The following is a 16,838-nucleotide window of genomic DNA, read 5'->3' as shown; positions in this document are numbered from 1 at the left end:
TGGTCTATCCCCAGAGCCGTTTTCATCCGCGCTGGTGTGTCCGTATCACCATCGGGCCCATCACCGCGGCCTGATCACGATCACCGGGCCCGCCGACCAGCTCGTGGTCACCGACGCCGCCGGCCGCGCCCTGACCTCCGCGTCGCTGGCCCGCACCCCGACTCAGCCACCGCCCGACGTCGCACCGTGCCCCGGCGCCACGGGCGAACGCGCCCAGCGGTGGTGGCACCAGCCCTACGAACCCGGATCAGCCAGCTAGCGGCCCAGTACCGCCATCGCCGCGTTGTGCCCCCCGATGCCCGAGACGGCGCCACCGCGGCGAGATCCCGACCCGCACAGCAGGATTCGCTCGTGCGCGGTGGCTACCCCCCAGCGTTGCGCCGGCGTAGACAACTCGTCGTCGTCCTCGGCGAAGGGCCACGACAACGCACCGTGGAAGATGTGGCCGTTGGTCATGCCCAACGCATCGTCGAGGTCCGCTGTCGTCTTGGTCTCGATGCACAGCCGGCCCGCGGCGTCCTCCATCAGGACATCGTGAATCGGTTCGGCGAGAACCGAATTCAGTGATGTCAGCACCGCCGACGTCAGCGTGTCGCGAAGGCGCTCCGGAGTGCCGGTGGTCATCAGGTGGTGAGGTGTGTGCAGCCCGAAGACCGTCAGCGTCTGCGCTCCCGAGGCGCGCAGCTCATCCGACAGGATCGTCGGGTCCGCCAGCGAATGGCAGTAGATCTCACACGGGAGAGGTTCGGGCACGACGCCGTCGAAAGCTTGCCGGTACGCCGAATCGAGTTGGCTGTAGGTCTCGTTGATGTGGAAGGTGCCGCCGAAGGCCTGCTCGACGGTGACGCTGTCGTCACGCAGACGGGGGAGCCGCCGCAGCATCAGGTTCACCTTCACCTGCGCACCGGGTGCGACGTCGGGTGCGGCTTCGCCGAGCAGTCGGGCCAGCACGGCCGGTGTGACATTGGCCAGGACGTGGTCGGCGGCGACGAGATGTTGCGTACCACCGTGGCGGTAGCGCACCTCGCCGTCGGGCGTGATCGACTCGACCTCCGCTCCGGTCAGGATCTCGGCGCCGAAACCCGCAGCTGCCGCGGCGAGCGCTCCGCTGACCGCGCCCATCCCGCCGACCGGCACATCCCAGTCCCCGGTGCCGCCGCCGATCAGGTGATACAGGAAGCACACGTTCTGCTGCAGCGCCGGATCCTCGAGCGCGGCGAAGGTTCCGATCAGCGCGTCGGTGGCCATCACCCCGCGGACCAGATCGTGGCGCACCGCCGAGGTGATCGCCGCACCGACCGGCTCCTCGACAACAGCACGCCAGGCCCATTCCGCATCGGCTCCGGCGACACTCACGACGTGCCGGCGCAGATCCGAACGGGTTCGCAACGGCTCCGTCAGCGTCGGCCACACCCGTGACGTCAGGCTGTTGCAGCGCCGGTAGAAGGCGTCGAAGCCCGCCTCGTCGTCGGCGGCGCCCACCGCGCCGAACGTCGAGGCCGGGCCGACCAGCAGTCCGGTGCGGCCGCCCGACGCCGGGTCCGGTGTGTAGGACGACCAGCGCCGCCGCACGAGGCGGACACGCACCCCGAGGTCGTCGATGATGCGCTGCGGCAGCAAGCTCACCAGATAGGAGTACCGCGACAGTCGCGCGTCGACGCCGTCGAACGCGTACGCCGACACCGCGGCGCCGCCGACGTGGTCGAGACGTTCCAGGAGACGCACGCGGCGACCGGCCCGGGCGAGGTAACCGGCCGCCACCAGGCCGTTGTGCCCGCCGCCGACGATGACGACGTCGGCGCGGGGGTCCGTGGCGCTGCTCAGTTCAGGTAGCCCTCGACCTCGTCGGCCGGACGCACCTGCGCTGCGGTCGGGTCGCCGCCGGTCTCGCGGAGGGCTCGCCGCTGGCGCAGCAGGTCCCAGCACTGGTCGAGTTGGACCTCCACCGCGCGTAACCGCTGGTGCTCTTCGGACTCGTCGATCTCATGGTGCTGCAGCTTGGAGCGGAGGTCTTTCTCCTCCGCGACGAGCTGATTCACCTGGGCAAGGATGTCTTCGTCGTTGGCCACGCCTACAGTCTGCCCCCCGGCGCGATCTAATGAACCGGTGACCATGCGTAGTGCCCTGGTGACGGGGGCGTCGGGCGGTATCGGAGCGGCGATCGCGGCGGCCCTGCACGAGGAGGGATATGCCCTGACCCTGGTGGGCCGCGACCCGGCGAAGCTGGCCGCGGTGGCCGCGTCGCTCGGCGGGTCGGCCGTCCACACGATCGCCGGATCGCTGGCCGAGGACTCCTTCCTCGACGAGGTGGTCGCATTCCATACCGAGCGGCACGGGTCACTGGACCTGCTGGTGAACAACGCGGGGATCGCCGGGAACCGGGCCGTCGCCGACATCACCGCGGACTTCCTCGACGCGCAACTGGCCGTCAACATCCGCGCCGTCGTGCTGCTGACCGCGAAGTGCCAACCGCTGCTGAAAGAGGCTGTGCGCCAGCGCAAACAGGCGCAGATCGTGAACACGGCGTCCAATGCGGGCAAGCGCGGCGAGGCCACGCTGTCGTCGTATTCGGCGACCAAGGCCGCCGTCGTGGGGTTCACCGAGTCGCTGCACGACGAGCTCGCTACCTCGGGCATCAAGGCCACCGCGATCTGCCCGGGCCTGGTCGACACGGCGATGGCCGACGTCTACCGCAGCGCCATCGAGGCGTCGACGATGATCACGCCGCGCGACGTGGCGGAGGTCGTGCGGATGACGACACGGTTGTCGGCGGCGTGCATCCTGCCGGAGGTGGTGCTGCTGCGGCCCACCGAGTGGCTGCAGCCCGAGGAGGTCAGGTCGCCGGGCTAGGGTGGGCGGATGGCGACCAAACCCGAGATCGATTTCCCCGACGGCCCGGCACCCACCGAGTTGGTGATCGAAGACATCGTCGTCGGCGACGGCCCCGAAGCGGTCCCGGGTGCGAACGTGGAAGTGCACTACCTGGGCGTCGAGTACGACACCGGCGAGGAGTTCGACAGCTCCTGGAACCGTGGTGAGTCGATCGAGTTCCCGTTGCGCGGATTGATCCAGGGCTGGCAGGACGGCATCCCGGGGATGAAGGTCGGCGGCCGGCGCAAGCTGACGATCCCGCCGGAGCAGGCCTACGGTCCGGCCGGCGGCGGACACCGCCTGTCGGGCAAGACCCTCATCTTCGTCATCGACCTGCTCGGCACGCGCTAGCCGAAAACTAGCTCGGCCCCGGCAGCCGCAGCAGCAGGCGCGCCCCGCCCAGCGGGCTCGCCTCCAATGCCGCTGTGCCGCCGTGCAAGTCGGCCTGCTGAGCCACCAGCGCCAACCCGAGGCCTGAGCCGGAGTGCGACGCCGTCGAGCCCCGGGAGAACCGCTCGAACACCACCGTGCGCTCCTCCTCGGGCACGCCGACGCCGTCGTCGTCGATCGCGATCTCCACTCCCGCTCGCGAGCTGACCGCGGACAGCTGCACGCGGGTCGCGCCGCCGTGCTTGACCGCATTGGCGATCGCGTTGTCGACCGCCAGCCGCAAGCCTGCGGGCAACCCGACGATGATCACCGTCGGCGCAGGCACCAGCGACACCTCCAGATCGGGATACACCCGCATCGCGTCGTGCGCGGCCCGGTCCAGGAGTTCGGTGATGTCGACGGGCACATGGTCGTCCTCGGTGGACAATTCTCCTTGCGCCAGCCGCTCCAGCGCGCCGAGCGTGGCCTCGATCCGGGTCTGGGTGCGGATGACGTCGCCGACGACCTCCTTGCGCTGTTCCTCGGCGAGGTCGAGCGTCGCGAGCACTTCCAGGTTGGTCCGCATCGCGGTCAGCGGGGTCCGCAGTTCGTGGGCCGAGACCGACGCGAAGTCGCGGGCCGAGGCCAACGCCGCCTTGGTGCGGCCCTGTTCTTCCCATACGCGGCCGACGAGACCCTTGATGGCGTCCGCGATCTCGACGGCCTCGGTGGCGCCGCGGATGTCGATGTCGGGCGCTTCGTCACCCGCCTCGATCTGGCGGGTCTGCTGAGCCAGCCGCTTGAACGGCCGCACCGCGAACGCCGCGAGCAGCCACCCGCCGAACGTCGCCGCGCCCACCGCCATCGTGCAGATGATCAACACCCGCCGGTGCAGGTTGTTGGTGTCGGTGATCGTCGCGTCGTAGGTGGCGCCGACGGCCACCGACATCGGCTCGGGCGTGGACAGCTCGACGGTGCGCACCCGGTAGCGCACCCCGTCGACCGTGGTGTCGGCGTAGCCGGGTGGCAGTTCGGGCAGTACGACGGAGTTCGAGGTCACCTGGCCGTCGGCGCGCCGGACGGTGATGACGGCGTCCTGGTCGTTGGGCGACGGCGGGATCTCGTCCAGGCCGCGCGGCAGGAACGGGATCGCGAAGCCGGCGGCTTCGTCGAGCCGACGGTCGAGGCGCTCCTTGCGGTCCTGGGTGATGCCGACCCAGACGACCGTACCGACGATGCCGACGACGATGGCCGCGGCGATCGCGGTGGCGAATGCCACGCGGGTGCGCAGCGACGGCGTGCGTCGGAAGATGCGCGACACCACGATCATGACGGGTTGCCCGCTACTGCTGTCGCAGCACGAAACCGACACCGCGCACGGTGTGCAGCAGGCGCGGTGCGCCGTTGGCCTCCAGCTTGCGGCGCAGGTAGCCGATGAACACGTCGACGACGTTGGTGTCGGCCGCGAAGTCGTAACCCCACACCAACTCGAGGAGCTGCGCCCGCGACAGCACGGCGGTCTTGTGTTCGGCGAGCACGGCCAGCAGGTCGAATTCGCGTTTGGTGAGGTCGACGTCGACCCCGTCGACGCGGGCGCGCCGGCCGGGGATGTCGACCTCGAGCGGGCCGACGGCGATGGTCTCCGACGAGAACGTCGCGGTGGACCCGCGCCGGCGCAGCAGCGCCTTGACCCGGGCGACCAGCTCGGCGAGCACGAACGGCTTGACCAAATAGTCGTCGGCGCCGGCCTCGAGACCCGCGACCCGGTCGTCGACGGAGGAGCGGGCCGAGAGCACACAGACCGGCACGTCGTTGTCCATCGCACGCAGCGCGGTCACGACCGACACACCGTCGAGGACCGGCATGTTGATGTCGAGCACGATGGCGTCCGGTCGCGTCTCGGTGGCGCTGCGCAGCGCCTCGGCACCGTCGACGGCGGTGAACACGTCGAACCCGGACAGACGCAGGCCGCGCTCCAGCGAGGCCAGCACGTCGGGATCGTCATCGACCACGAGCACCCGGGGCGAACCCACTGCACTGTCCATGCCCGCAATCTTGCCTGACGAGAGGTCCAGGCTGCGGGAACCTGCCCGTTACCGGGCCGACGCGGCAGCCTGGCGGTTGATCTCGCTGGTTTCGCTGCGCAAGCGTCGCACCTCTTCGCGCAGCTCGCCGATCTCGGTGAGCAGTGTGTCGACGTGGGCAGTCGTCACCGAGCGGCCCTCTTCGTCCTCGTCGGACACGCGCTGCACGATCCACGACGCCAATGTGGCCGTGATGGAACCGACCAGGCTGATTCCGCCGATCATCAGGAACACCGCGATGATCCGCCCGGTGGTCGTCACCGGGGTCAGGTCGCCGTAACCCACCGTGGTGATCGTGGTCACCGACCACCACAGGGCCTGGCCGAAGTTCTCGATCTGCGCGCCGGGTTGGCCCCTCTCGGTGTCGAGCACGGCCAGCGAGGCGACGAACACCAGCAGCAGCGCTCCCGACACCGTGTAGAGCACGACACGCCCGCGGATGGCGTCGCCGACGGCACGTTGCAGCACCGCGATCAAAGTCACCAATCGCAGCAGCCGCAGCGGTCTCAGCATCGGCAGCACGACGATGGCGAGGTCGAACAGGTGCCGGTAGAACCAGCGCCAGCGGTTCTCGGCCAGGGTCAGCCTGACCAGGTAGTCGACGACGAAGACGAACCACGTGATGGCGGTGATCAGGCCTAGCGTCCATGCCATCGCGCCCTGGGGCCGGGCCAACACGCTGGTGGCGTAGGCGGCCAGGAACAGCACCGCGACTCCGGCCAGCGGCAACTCGGTCCGACGCTGCCAGTTCTGCAGTCTTGCCTGTCTTGACTCCGTCACGTCATCGGAAGTTACCCGTTGGAGCTGAGCTGAACCTGCCGGGAAGGCTTTGACCTCATCCAATGTTGAGGTTCTACGGTGATGAGATGAGCTTGGAAACAGTTGCCCGGCAGTCGCTGTACCGGCAGACGCACGCCCGGGGCGGTGATCTGCACGGGTTGGCAGATCGCCCGCTGATGGCGCGTATCTGGCGGTTCGCTGCGCGGCATCACCGCATGCTCGGCTGGTTCTTGCTGGTCAGCGTCCTCGGCGCGGTGCTGACGGTGGCGACGCCCTTGCTCGCGGGCCGCGTGGTCGACGAGATCACCGACGGGGGCGCCGTGGGGACGGTGGTGATGCTGGCCGTGGTGATCGCCGGCGTGGCGCTGGCCGAGGCCGCGGTGTCGTTGCTGACGCGATGGTTGTCGTCGAACATCGGCGAGGGTCTGATCCTGGATCTGCGTACCGCGGTGTTCGATCACGTGCAGCGCATGCCGGTCGCCTTCTTCACCCGGACACGCACCGGTGCGCTGGTGAGCCGGCTGGGCAACGACGTGATGGGCGCGCAGCGCGCGTTCTCCGACACCTTGTCCGGCGTCGTCTCGAACATCGTCACGTTGACGTTGACGCTGGCGGTGATGATCAGCATCTCCTGGCAGGTGACCGTGGTGTCGCTGGCGCTGATGCCGCTGTTCCTGCTTCCCGCGCGCCGCATCGGTAGGGCGATGGCGACGCTGTCGCGGGAGGCCGCGGGCCACAACGCGACGATGAACACGCAGATGACGGAGCGGTTCTCTGCGCCGGGAGCGACGCTGATCAAACTGTTCGGCGACACCGACGCCGAGTCCCGCGAGTTCGGCGTGCGGGCCGGCAGGGTGCGCGACATCGGGGTGCGCACCGCGATGCTGCAGTCGACCTTCATGAACTCGCTGACGCTGATGTCGGCGCTGGCACTCGCGCTGGTGTACGGGCTGGGCGGCGCGCTGGCGCTGGGTGGGACGCTGCAGGCCGGCGCCATCGTGTCGCTGGCCCTGCTGCTGACCCGCCTCTACGCGCCGCTGACCGCGCTGGCCAACGCGCGCGTCGAGATCGCCACCGCACTGGTCAGCTTCGAGCGGGTCTTCGAGGTGCTCGACCTGGTACCGCTGATCCAGGAGCGGCCCGACGCGGTCGAGATCCCCGACGGTCCGGTCACCGTCGAGTTCGACGACGTCCGGTTCGCCTATCCCGCCGCCGACACCGTGTCGCTGGCCTCGCTCGAAGACGTCAGTGAGCTGGACGATCGTGGCGGCGACGAGGTGCTGCACGGTATCTCGTTCACCGCAGAGCCCGGCCAGATGATCGCGCTCGTCGGCTCGTCGGGGGCGGGGAAGTCGACGACGGCATCGCTGCTGGCCCGGCTCTACGACGTGTCGTCCGGGGCCGTCCGCCTCAACGGGATCGACGTGCGTGACGCGACCTTCGCGTCGCTGAAGGACACCGTCGGCATGGTCACCCAGGACGGGCACCTGTTCCACGAGACGATCCGCGCCAACGTGGCGCTCGCCGCCCCGGAGGCCACGGATGACGAGATCTGGGCGGCGCTGCGCCGCGCCCGGCTCGACACCGTGGTCGCCGACATGCCCGAGGGTCTCGACACGATCGTCGGGGAGCGCGGCTACCGGCTCTCCGGCGGTCAGCGTCAGCGCCTGACCATCGCGCGCCTGCTGCTGGCCGCGCCGCGGGTGGTGGTGCTCGACGAGGCGACGGCATCCCTGGACTCCGAGTCCGAGGCCAAGGTGCAGCAGGCGCTCGCAGAAGCGCTGGCCGGCCGCACGTCGCTGGTGATCGCCCACCGTCTCTCGACGATCCGTGCGGCCGATGTGATCCTCGTCGTCGAAGACGGACAGATCGTCGAGCGCGGCACACATCCGGAGTTGTTGGCGCGCGGCGGCCGCTACGCCGAGCTCTACCGCACGCAGTTCGGCGCGCCGTCGGGCACGCACGCGCACCTGCCGTGCCGCCGCGCGCATTCGCTAGATGGGTTAACCACTTGCTCGCAGTGGGAAGATGTTGTGAGTGGCTGACTCCGGAACCAACGCGCTGCGCGCAGCGCCCGCGATCGCGCCGCGGCCCCGGCGGGTGAGGCCCAGCTCGGACCTGTGGCGGATGCTGCCGTACCTGCTCCCGTACCGCGGGCGCTGGATCCTGATGTTCACCGTGGCCTTCGCGAGTCTGGGTGCCACGGTCGGAATCCCGTTGATGACCAAAGCGGTGATCGACGGGCCGGTGCGACACCAGGACCAGCAGGGGCTGTGGACGCTGGGCGCCGCGGCGATGGGACTGGGCATCGCCGAGGCGGCGCTGTGGTTCATCCGGCGATGGCTGGTGGCCCGCGCGACGATGGGCGTCGAGGCCGACATCCGCAAAGACCTCTACGCGCGGTTGCAGATCCTGCCGATGTCGTTCCACGGCCGCTGGCAGTCCGGTCAGCTGCTGTCGCGAATCATGAACGACCTGAGCTCGATTCGGCGGTTCATGTCGTTCGGGCTCACATTCCTGATCCTCAACATCCTGCAGATCACCATCGTCACCGCGATCCTGCTCGCGATGTACTGGCCGCTCGGTGTGGTGGTGCTGGTGTCGATCGTGCCGATCACGCTGACGGTGCTGCACTTCCAGCAGGAGTACACGCGGCTGTCACGGCAGGCCCAGGATCAGGCCGGCCACGTAGCCACCCACGTGGAGGAGGCCGCGCTCGGGTTGCGCGTGGTCAAGTCCTTCGGCCGCGAGGACTACGTCTACGACCGCTTCGACGAGCAACTCACCGATCTGTACGAGACGCAGGTGCGCCGGGTGTCGGTGTCGGCCAAGTTCTGGACGCTGCTGGAGATCATCCCGAACCTGACGCTGATCCTCGTGCTCGGCTTCGGTGCCTACGCTGCCGGCCACGGCTACGTGACGATGGGCACGTTGGTCGCGTTCATCACGATGATGCTCTCGCTGGTGTGGCCGATCGCGTCGCTCGGCTTCCTGCTGTCGATGACGCAGGAGTCCTTCACCGCGGCGAACCGCATCGCCGAGATCTTCGATGCGCCGCGCGAGATCACCGACGGCCCGCGTGATGCGACGCCGCGGGGAGGCCGCCTCGAGCTCGTCGACGTCGGCTTCCGTTTCCCGGACTCCGACGACTGGGCGCTGCGTCATGTCACCGTGACCGTGGAGCCGGGGGAGACGCTCGCGCTGGTCGGCGCGACCGGATCGGGCAAGTCGGTGCTGGTGGGTCTGCTGTCTCGGCTCTACGACGTGACCGAGGGCGAGATCCGCATCGACGCCCAGGACATCCGCGAGCTCAGTCTCGAGGCGCTGCGGAAGGCGGTGGCCACGGCGTTCGAGGATCCGACGCTGTTCTCGATGTCGGTCGCAGAGAATCTGCGCCTCGGTAACCCCGGGGCGACCGACGACGAGCTGCGTCAGGCCGTCGAGGTGGCGGCGGCGGAGTTCGTCTACGACCTGCCCTACGGTCTGGACACCCGCATCGGTGAGCAGGGGATGAGCCTGTCGGGCGGTCAGCGACAACGTCTTTCGCTGGCGCGCGCCATTCTGGCCGCCCCGCGCATCCTGGTTCTCGACGACACGTTGAGCGCTCTGGACGTGCACACCGAGGCCGTCGTCGAGGAGGCGCTGCGCCGCGTCCTGCACGCGGTCACCGGCGTGGTGGTGGCCCACCGCGCGTCGACGGTGCTGCTCGCCGATCGGGTGGCGCTGCTGCAGAACGGGACCATCACCCACGTCGGCACGCACGCCGAGCTGCTGGCCGATGTCCCCGCGTACCGCTACCTGCTGGCCGCCGACGACGAACTCGACGACGGCTGTGAACGCGAGGCCGACTGGGAGCAGCGGGCCGAGCGGGCGCGGTTGGATCACGAGATCCTGGAGGGGCAGACGTGAGTGTGGCCCCGGACTGGCGCGGACGCTTCGACGAGCACGACGACCTCCCCATCGACGAATCGGTGCCGCGGCGCCGCGAGGCCCGCGCGCTGCTGGGCTCGCTGCTGCGTCCCTACAAGTGGACGGTGGCCGCGCTCGCCGTCGTCGTGGTCGTGGAAAACGTTGCGCGCCTCTCGGTTCCGATCCTGGTGCAGAGAGGAATCGACAACGGCATCCCGCCGCTGCTGCAGGGTGGGCCGGCGACGACGTTGATGACGATCGTCGGGGTGCTGTGCGCCGTGGTCCTCGTACAGGCCAGTGCGCGGATGTTCTTCCTGCGCCGCTCGGGTCGCGTCGGTCAGCGCGTGCTGCGGGAACTGCGCCGACGGGTGTTCCGCCATTTCGGCCGCCTCGACATCGCCTTTCACGATCGCTACACCTCGGGCCGGGTGGTCAGCCGCTCCACCAACGACGTCGAGGCCATCCAGGACATGTTGGAGACGGGCTTCGACAGCCTGATCACCGCGGTGCTCACCCTTGTCGGCACCGCCATCCTGCTGATCACGCTCGACGCCGAACTCGGGCTGATGTGTCTGGCGGCCTTCCCGATCCTGGTCGTGCTCGTTGCGTGGTTCCACCGCGAGTCGTCCCGGATCTACCGTGAGGTGCGCGAGATCTCGGCGCTGGTGATCGTGCAGTTCGTCGAGACCATGACGGGCATCAAGGCGGTGCAGGCCTATCGCCGGGAGCCGCGCAACCAGCAGATCTTCGAAGACGTCGCCGACCGCTACCGGGTCATCAACGAGAAGACGTTCAAGCTGCTGGCGATCTTCATGCCCGGCGTCAAGTTCGTCGGCAACATCACCACCGGTGTCGTGCTGATCTACGGCGGGTACCGGGTGCTGCACGGCGAGATGACGATCGGGACGCTGGCCGCGTTCTTGCTGTACCTGCGGATGTTCTTCGAGCCGATGCAGGAGATCTCACAGTTCTTCAACACCTTCCAGTCCGCGTCATCGGCGCTGGAGAAGCTCGCCGGGGTGCTCGCCGAGAAACCCGGCATCGGTGACCCGGCCGAGCCCGTCGCCCTCGACACCGTGCGCGGCGAGATCGCCTTCCGCGACGTCCGGTTCTCCTACGTCCCGAATCGGCCGGTGTTGCCGCAGCTGGACCTCGTGGTTCCCGCCGGGCAGACCGTCGCCCTGGTCGGCACCACCGGCGCGGGCAAGACCACGATCGCCAAGCTGGTCACCCGGTTCTACGACCCGGTGTCGGGCAGCGTGTCCCTCGACGGGGTGGACTTGCGCGATGTGCGGCAGACCGAGCTGCGCCGCCACGTGGTCATGGTGACGCAGGAGAACTTCATGTTCGACGGCACGGTCGCCGACAACATCCGCTTCGGCAAGCCCGACGCCACCGATGCGGAGGTGCGGGCTGCGGCGGAGGCGGTCGGCGCGGACGGCTTCATCGCCGCACTGCCCGATGGATACGACACCGACGTCGCCAAGCGTGGTGGCCGGCTCTCGGCCGGCCAGCGTCAGTTGGTCGCGTTCGCGCGCGCGTTCCTGGCCGATCCCGCGGTGCTGATTCTCGACGAGGCCACCTCGTCGCTGGACATCCCGAGTGAGCGGATGGTGCAGCGGGCGCTGGAAACGGTGCTCGCCGAGCGCACTGCGATCGTGATCGCCCACCGGCTCTCGACCGTGCAGATCGCCGACCGGGTGCTGGTGCTCGAGCACGGCCGCATCGTCGAGGACGGCTCGCCGGAGGAGCTGACTGGCCGCGACGGCGGGCATTACGCCGCGCTGCACCGGTCCTGGGTGCAATCGCTGGCCTGACGCGACGGTCAGTCCGTGAAGGTCGTCAGTGCCTGGCGCCGACGGTCGACCACGAGTCTGGTCACATCGGGACGACCGTAATGGCCTGCCGGATCGAAGTTCTGGCGCTCCCGGCGCACCTGACCGTGGTCGAGAGTGGCCACGGTCAGTCCCTCGGTGTCGGCGATCGGTTCGACAACCCAGCTGCCGTCGGGTGCGGCGATGCACGTCCCGCCGGTGCTGATCTGTTCGTCGCTCGCCTCGCGCATCATGTCCGCGCCCGGCATGACGTCGGGAATGTGCTCGCGGCGCAATACGCCGGACACGGAGATGACATAGGACCGGGATTCGAGCGCGATGAACCGGGTGGCGTCGGCGGTGTCGTAGACATCGCCCGGCCACAGCGCGACGTGCAGATCCTCGCCCTGGGAATACAGCGCGGTGCGCGACAACGGCATCCAGTTCTCCCAGCAGTTGAGCGAGCCGAGGGTGAACGGCGACAGTGCGTGCGTGACGAGTCCGTGGCCGTCGCCGCTGGACCAGCTGAGTCGCTCTTCGTATGTGGGAGTGAGCTTTCGGTGCACGGACGCCACGTCGCCGCTCGCATCGATCGTCACCGCGGAACAGTAGATGCTGTGGCCGCCGCGGTCGGCGGGGCGCTCGGCGACGCCGAGCACGACGGTCGTGACGTTGCGCCGTGCGGCTTCTCGCACGCCGTCGAGATGGCCGGCCTCGATTTGCACGGCTTCCTGCAGGTACAGCGAATGGATCTCCCGCTGGAGGTCGGAATTGAACTTCGCCCCGTCGGTGCGTCCCAGCCAGAACGGATAGCCGGGTACGAGTGTCTCCCCGAAGGCGACGAGGCGGCACCCGCTCGCACCGGCCTCGTCGATGTACCGCTCGACCTTGTCGAGGGTGGCCGCACGGTCGAGGAACAAGGGTGCCATTTGGACGGCGCCGACGACGAGAGTCTGATCCATGTCGCTCATCCTCCTACGCCCTGCTCCGCGCCCACGGTCTCGGCGTAGATGGCGAGTCTGCGCCTGGCGGTCGCGCTGTGGGCGGCCATGCCCTCGGAATCGGAGATGACCTGGACGGCGTTGGCGAGCAGGGGCGTCGCTTCCCGCGTGACGCGCTGATAGGTCAGCGGCTTGAGGTACCGCGACACCGACAGCCCGGCGCTGTGCTTCGCGCCGCCGGCCGTGGGAAGGACGTGATTGGTGCCCGCCATACCCTTGTCGGAATAGGCGACCGTGCTCCACTGCCCGAGGAAGATCGACCCGTAGTTCTTCAGCCGGTCGTGATACCAACCGTCGTCGGCGGTGATGACCTCCAGGTGCTCCGGCGCGAGGTCGTCCATCAGCAGCGCGGCGGTCTCGCGATCGTCGGCGACCGTCACCACGCCGAAGTCCCGCCAGGCGGGTCCGGCGATCTGCTCGGTGGACAGGCCGTCCAGCTGCCGCTCCACCGCCGCGATCACCGCGCGCCCGTGCTCTTCGGACGTCGTGACAAGAGCGGCAGGCGAATTCGTGCCGTGTTCGGCCTGGCCGAGCAGATCGGCGGCGACGATCTCGGGGTCGGCCGTCTCGTCGGACAGCACGGCGACCTCCGACGGGCCGGCGAGCAGGTCGATGGCCACCGTGCCGAAGAGCTGTCGCTTCGCCTCGGCGACATAGGCGTTGCCCGCGCCCACGAGCATGTCGACGGGAAGCTCGCCGAGGAGACCGAACGCCATCGCGGCGAGCGCCTGCACGCCTCCGAGGATGAACACCCGGTCGACTCCGGACACGTGTGCCGCGTAGACGACGGCGTCGTTCGCGCTGCCGTCGGGTTGTGGTGGCGTGCAGGCGATCACCGTCGGCACGCCTGCCACTTTGGCGACTCCCACCGTCATGAACGCCGATGCGGTCAGCGGGAAACGGCCCGCCGGCAGGTAGGCGCCCACGCGCGCCACGGGGACATACCGGGTTCCCGTCACCAGGCCGGGGCACAGCTCGGTCTCGAATCCGACCAGGTGCGAGCGCTGCTCCTGCGCGAACGCGCGGGTGCGCTCCGACCCCAGGTCGATGGCCTCCCTGAGGTCGCGCGGCAGGCGGTCTCCGCTCGTGGCGATGTCGCGCTGCGAGAGTTCGAAATCCTGGCGGTCGTCGTGGTCGAGCGCACGACTGAAATCGCGTACGGCGTCGAGGCCCCTGGCCTCGATGTCCCGGAGCATCGAGGTGACGGTGTCGATGACGGCGGGATCCCGTTGCGCGGCGGGCACGTCGACGAGGGGACGCTTGAGGTGCCGAAACCTGCCCTGCAGGCGGTCGAGAAGAGGAGTCGAATAACGCATGGACTTCACGGTAGGCAGTCGCAAGGCGTCGGACCAGACAGTGATTTCCGAGGTGAGCCAGAGGGTGTCCCTATACGTCTGCAACTGTGTGTGCGTCGGAAACGCGTGGAGACCAAGACCCGGACGGGCCTTGGTCTCCACGGTGCTCGTGAACGAACCTCAATAGGTGGCAGCGGCGGAGTCCTGCCGTTCTGCGGTCGCCAGGGCGTACCTCGGCCCGGCATCGCCACGGGCGATGCGTCCTCTCAGGACGACGAGCCACCACACGGCGGCCAGGCCCATCGCCACGACGAACACGATGGCGTTGGCCCGGAAGTCGGGCAGGAACAGCAGCGCGCACATGACCGACCCGAACACCACCAGACCGAAGACGTAGACCGGCAATCGCATCCGGCCGAGGTCGAAGACCCCCGCGGTGCCCTGCGGGATCCGCTTGCGTGCGTTGGCGACGACGAGTCCGGCCGTGGTGAGCAGGTAGACGGCGAAGAACCCGAGCGCCGACATCCCGACGATGTAGGAGAAGGTCTGCTGGTTGGCGAGCGCGGACAGCAGCAGCGCCAGCGACACCAGTCCCGTCGCCCACACGGCATACGTCGGCACTTTGTGCGTGGCGGAGACCTCACGCAGCACGCGGGAGCCGGGAAGCATGTTGTCGCGGCCCAGGGCATACACCAGACGCGTGGCGACGAGCATGCTCGCGAGCACGCAGACCAGGATGTTGGTGAGCGCCAGGGCGATCACCAATTTCGAGAACCACGGCGAAACCTGCTGTGCGAACAGGTCGGTGATCGGTGACGCGCTGTCCGACAGCGTGGCCGGATCCTTGATCACCAGGAGGAAGACGATGTACATGAAGAACTCGATCGCCGACGCCACCCCGAGGGCGAGGAACATCGTGCGCGGGATGGTGCGACGGGCGTTCTTCGTCTCCTCGGCGACGTCTGCGGCCGCCTCCACGCCGAGCAGTCCGAAGATGCAGCCGAGGCTCGCGGTCAGCCAGACGATGACGTAGGGCGACGTGGAATCACCTGCGGCACCGCCGGAGAAGAGGAACTCGATGCCTTGATGTTCATTGGTGACGAAGAACGCGACGATCGCGATGAAGACCGTCGCGCCGATCGTCACCACCAGTTCCAGCGCCACCCCGATGTTGTTCAGCATGGTGGCAAGCCGCACACCGTACACATTGATCAGGACGCACAGCAGCACGACGACGATCGACGTGAATATCTGCGCAGTCGTGGTCATCTCGATGCCCAGCAGGCTGCCGATGTATCCGGACATCACGAACGCGACGCCGGTGAAACCACTGATGAATCCGACGGCACCGGCGAAGCCGGTGAACCAGCCCAGGTGCGGGCTGACGAGCCGGCTGGTCCACTGGTAGGCGTATCCCGCGAGAGGTAGTTTCACCACCAGATCGGCGGCGATCAGCGCCCACACGAAGAACACGACGACCGCGAGTGGGAAGGTCCACACGAAGGCCGGGCCCGCCGTGCTCAACCCGAATCCGAACCCGGAGAACACCGCGGTCGTGGCGCTGATGACGGAGAAGCCGAGGAAGAAGGACGACACTCCTCCCACCGACCGGCTGAGCTTCTGGGTGTAGCCGAGCTCACCGAGCTGGCGGTCCTCCTCCGAGGTGTCCATGGTGATCCTCCTGGATTGCAATTGCGCGATCGTGGTTCTCGCCAGCGTATGAACGGTCGAGTAAGAGGACAACCTTGTGAAAACCGAGGACTGCTATCGTGTTTACCTATGTCACTGTCGCTCATCCAGCTGCGCGTGTTCGTCACGGCGGCGCAGTGCGGCTCGTTCACGGCGGCGGCCAAGCAGCTGCACATGTCGCAACCCACCGTCTCCGAGACCATCCGGCGTATCGAACAGAGCTACGGCACACCGCTTTTCGTTCGCGGTGCGCGCCGGCTGATTCTCACCACGCCCGGAGAGGAGCTGATGCCACTGGCCGAGCAGACGCTGGCGTCGGCCGATGGTGCCGACCGGGCCTTGCGGGCGGTCACCGGTCTGCAGGGCGGCGTGGCGTCGTTCGGATTGCTGCGTAACGCGAAGTTCTACGCGATGGCGGATCTGCTGACGTCGTTTCATGCCGAGTACCCGAATGTGCGACTCCGCGTCATCGGTGTGAATTCCGCCGACGTCGCTGACCTGGTTCGCGACGGCGCCCTCGAGGCCGGGTTGGTGGTGCTTCCCGTGGACACGCACGAGCTGTCGGTGACGCCGTTGCGCAAGGACGAGGTGGTTTTCGCGACGTCGTACCCGTGGCGTACCGGCCCCGTATCCATCGAGGACATGGTGGCGGCGAAGCTGATTCTCTATGACGCGCACGCGGGATGGCGTGATCCCACACGCCGCCAACTGGCGGAACGCGCGCTGTTGCGGGGCCTCGCGCTCGAGCCCGTGATCGAGGTCGAACAGGTCGACACCGCACTGGATCTGGTCGCGGCGGGCGCGGGCGAGACCGTCGTGGCCAAGGCCGTCGCGGAATCCGCGGTCGCGCCACCCGGCGTCAGGTATCTGCCGTTGGACGAGCCGCTCTTCGACACGGTCGCGCTCATCCAGAAGCAGTCGACGATCCTGTCGCCCGCGACGAAGGAGCTTGCGAAGTTGGCCCGCCAGACTCTCGCCGGCGGGCGCTCGCCCGCACCCGAGTAGCAGATATTTTCTCGTGGGGGG

The 16,838-nt window shown here is 68.4% G+C and carries 14 protein-coding genes and 1 pseudogene; 7 read left to right on the top strand and 8 right to left on the bottom strand.

The genetic code is table 11. From position 1 onward, the window contains the following. Positions 1-28: 28 nt before the first annotated feature. Positions 29-259 (top strand): annotated as a pseudogene (locus tag MHN84_RS04095) (HNH endonuclease); the annotation flags it as partial. On the opposite strand, the gene MHN84_RS04090 reads toward MHN84_RS04095, so the two are convergent. Together MHN84_RS04090 and MHN84_RS04085 are read right to left on the bottom strand one after the other, a co-directional pair. Further along, the gene (locus tag MHN84_RS04090; protein ID WP_241203546.1) at positions 256-1,824 is read right to left on the bottom strand and encodes an NAD(P)/FAD-dependent oxidoreductase; all 1,569 of its coding nucleotides are present in this window, start codon (positions 1,822-1,824) and stop codon (positions 256-258) included. The pseudogene MHN84_RS04095 and the gene MHN84_RS04090 sit on opposite strands and share 4 nt — an antisense overlap. After that, positions 1,821-2,069 (bottom strand): DUF2630 family protein, encoded by a 249-nt coding sequence (locus MHN84_RS04085; protein ID WP_241203353.1) that lies wholly within the window; start codon positions 2,067-2,069, stop codon positions 1,821-1,823. Before MHN84_RS04085 ends, MHN84_RS04090 begins: the two co-directional genes overlap by 4 nt. A gap of 43 nt (positions 2,070-2,112) precedes the next feature. On the opposite strand from MHN84_RS04085, the gene MHN84_RS04080 reads away from it, so the two are divergent. Then, positions 2,113-2,850, top strand: coding sequence for an SDR family oxidoreductase (locus MHN84_RS04080; protein WP_241203545.1), 738 nt, complete (start codon positions 2,113-2,115; stop codon positions 2,848-2,850). A gap of 9 nt (positions 2,851-2,859) precedes the next feature. Next, positions 2,860-3,222: an FKBP-type peptidyl-prolyl cis-trans isomerase gene (locus tag MHN84_RS04075; RefSeq protein WP_241203352.1), complete on the top strand. Its 363-nt coding sequence runs from the start codon at positions 2,860-2,862 to the stop codon at positions 3,220-3,222. A gap of 7 nt (positions 3,223-3,229) precedes the next feature. Here MHN84_RS04075 and MHN84_RS04070 read toward each other — a convergent pair whose 3' ends face one another. From MHN84_RS04070 to MHN84_RS04060, 3 genes are read right to left on the bottom strand one after another with little or no spacing between them, the layout of a single operon-like run. After that, positions 3,230-4,570 carry a HAMP domain-containing sensor histidine kinase gene (locus MHN84_RS04070; RefSeq protein WP_241203351.1) on the bottom strand — a complete coding sequence of 447 codons (1,341 nt, stop codon included), beginning with the start codon at positions 4,568-4,570 and terminating at the stop codon, positions 3,230-3,232. Positions 4,571-4,583: 13 nt separating this feature from the next. Beyond that, positions 4,584-5,294 carry a two-component system response regulator PrrA gene (prrA, locus tag MHN84_RS04065; protein ID WP_239736230.1) on the bottom strand — a complete coding sequence of 237 codons (711 nt, stop codon included), beginning with the start codon at positions 5,292-5,294 and terminating at the stop codon, positions 4,584-4,586. A 39-nt stretch (positions 5,295-5,333) separates the two neighbouring features. Then, entirely contained in the window at positions 5,334-6,104 is a 771-nt protein-coding gene (locus MHN84_RS04060) for a potassium channel family protein (RefSeq protein ID WP_241203350.1), read from the bottom strand. A gap of 86 nt (positions 6,105-6,190) precedes the next feature. On the opposite strand from MHN84_RS04060, the gene MHN84_RS04055 reads away from it, so the two are divergent. From MHN84_RS04055 to MHN84_RS04045, 3 genes are read left to right on the top strand one after another with little or no spacing between them, the layout of a single operon-like run. Next, entirely contained in the window at positions 6,191-8,149 is a 1,959-nt protein-coding gene (locus MHN84_RS04055; RefSeq protein WP_241203349.1) for an ABC transporter ATP-binding protein, read from the top strand. Next, positions 8,142-10,013, top strand: a complete 1,872-nt coding sequence (locus MHN84_RS04050; RefSeq protein WP_241203348.1) for an ABC transporter ATP-binding protein — start codon at positions 8,142-8,144, stop codon at positions 10,011-10,013. The genes MHN84_RS04055 and MHN84_RS04050 overlap by 8 nt, the downstream gene beginning before the upstream one ends. Beyond that, complete coding sequence (locus MHN84_RS04045) at positions 10,010-11,830, top strand: ABC transporter ATP-binding protein (RefSeq protein ID WP_241203347.1); 1,821 nt, start codon at positions 10,010-10,012, stop codon at positions 11,828-11,830. The genes MHN84_RS04050 and MHN84_RS04045 overlap by 4 nt, the downstream gene beginning before the upstream one ends. An 8-nt stretch (positions 11,831-11,838) precedes the next feature. On the opposite strand, the gene MHN84_RS04040 is transcribed toward MHN84_RS04045, so the two are convergent. From MHN84_RS04040 to MHN84_RS04030, 3 genes are all read right to left on the bottom strand, one after another. Beyond that, positions 11,839-12,789 (bottom strand): carbon-nitrogen hydrolase family protein, encoded by a 951-nt coding sequence (locus MHN84_RS04040; protein ID WP_241203346.1) that lies wholly within the window; start codon positions 12,787-12,789, stop codon positions 11,839-11,841. Between the two features lie 5 nt (positions 12,790-12,794). Then, positions 12,795-14,144, bottom strand: coding sequence for a histidinol dehydrogenase (hisD, locus tag MHN84_RS04035; protein WP_241203345.1), 1,350 nt, complete (start codon positions 14,142-14,144; stop codon positions 12,795-12,797). Positions 14,145-14,303: 159 nt separating this feature from the next. Further along, on the bottom strand, positions 14,304-15,794 hold the full coding sequence (locus MHN84_RS04030; protein WP_241203344.1) for an APC family permease: 1,491 nt from the start codon (positions 15,792-15,794) through the stop codon (positions 14,304-14,306). Between the two features lie 108 nt (positions 15,795-15,902). Between MHN84_RS04030 and MHN84_RS04025 the strand changes: the two genes are divergently transcribed. Then, entirely contained in the window at positions 15,903-16,817 is a 915-nt protein-coding gene (locus tag MHN84_RS04025; RefSeq protein WP_241203343.1) for a LysR family transcriptional regulator, read from the top strand. The last annotated feature ends 21 nt before the right edge of the window (positions 16,818-16,838 follow it).

The sequence above is a fragment of the Mycobacterium sp. PSTR-4-N genome (assembly GCF_022348085.1).
Classification (GTDB): Bacteria; Actinomycetota; Actinomycetes; order Mycobacteriales; family Mycobacteriaceae; genus Mycobacterium.
The sequence above is the reverse complement of the archived record's forward strand: the minus strand, read 5'-3'. Positions and strand labels throughout refer to the sequence as shown.

Coding starts and splice junctions, on each gene's coding strand:
- MHN84_RS04040 (WP_241203346.1), bottom strand. CDS start 12,789: ATGGATCAGACTCTCGTCGTCGGCGCCGTCCAAATGGCACCCTTGTTC.
- MHN84_RS04025 (WP_241203343.1), top strand. CDS start 15,903: ATGTCACTGTCGCTCATCCAGCTGCGCGTGTTCGTCACGGCGGCGCAG.
- MHN84_RS04080 (WP_241203545.1), top strand. CDS start 2,113: ATGCGTAGTGCCCTGGTGACGGGGGCGTCGGGCGGTATCGGAGCGGCG.
- MHN84_RS04030 (WP_241203344.1), bottom strand. CDS start 15,794: ATGGACACCTCGGAGGAGGACCGCCAGCTCGGTGAGCTCGGCTACACC.
- MHN84_RS04055 (WP_241203349.1), top strand. CDS start 6,191: ATGAGCTTGGAAACAGTTGCCCGGCAGTCGCTGTACCGGCAGACGCAC.
- hisD (WP_241203345.1), bottom strand. CDS start 14,144: ATGCGTTATTCGACTCCTCTTCTCGACCGCCTGCAGGGCAGGTTTCGG.
- MHN84_RS04075 (WP_241203352.1), top strand. CDS start 2,860: ATGGCGACCAAACCCGAGATCGATTTCCCCGACGGCCCGGCACCCACC.
- MHN84_RS04070 (WP_241203351.1), bottom strand. CDS start 4,570: ATGATCGTGGTGTCGCGCATCTTCCGACGCACGCCGTCGCTGCGCACC.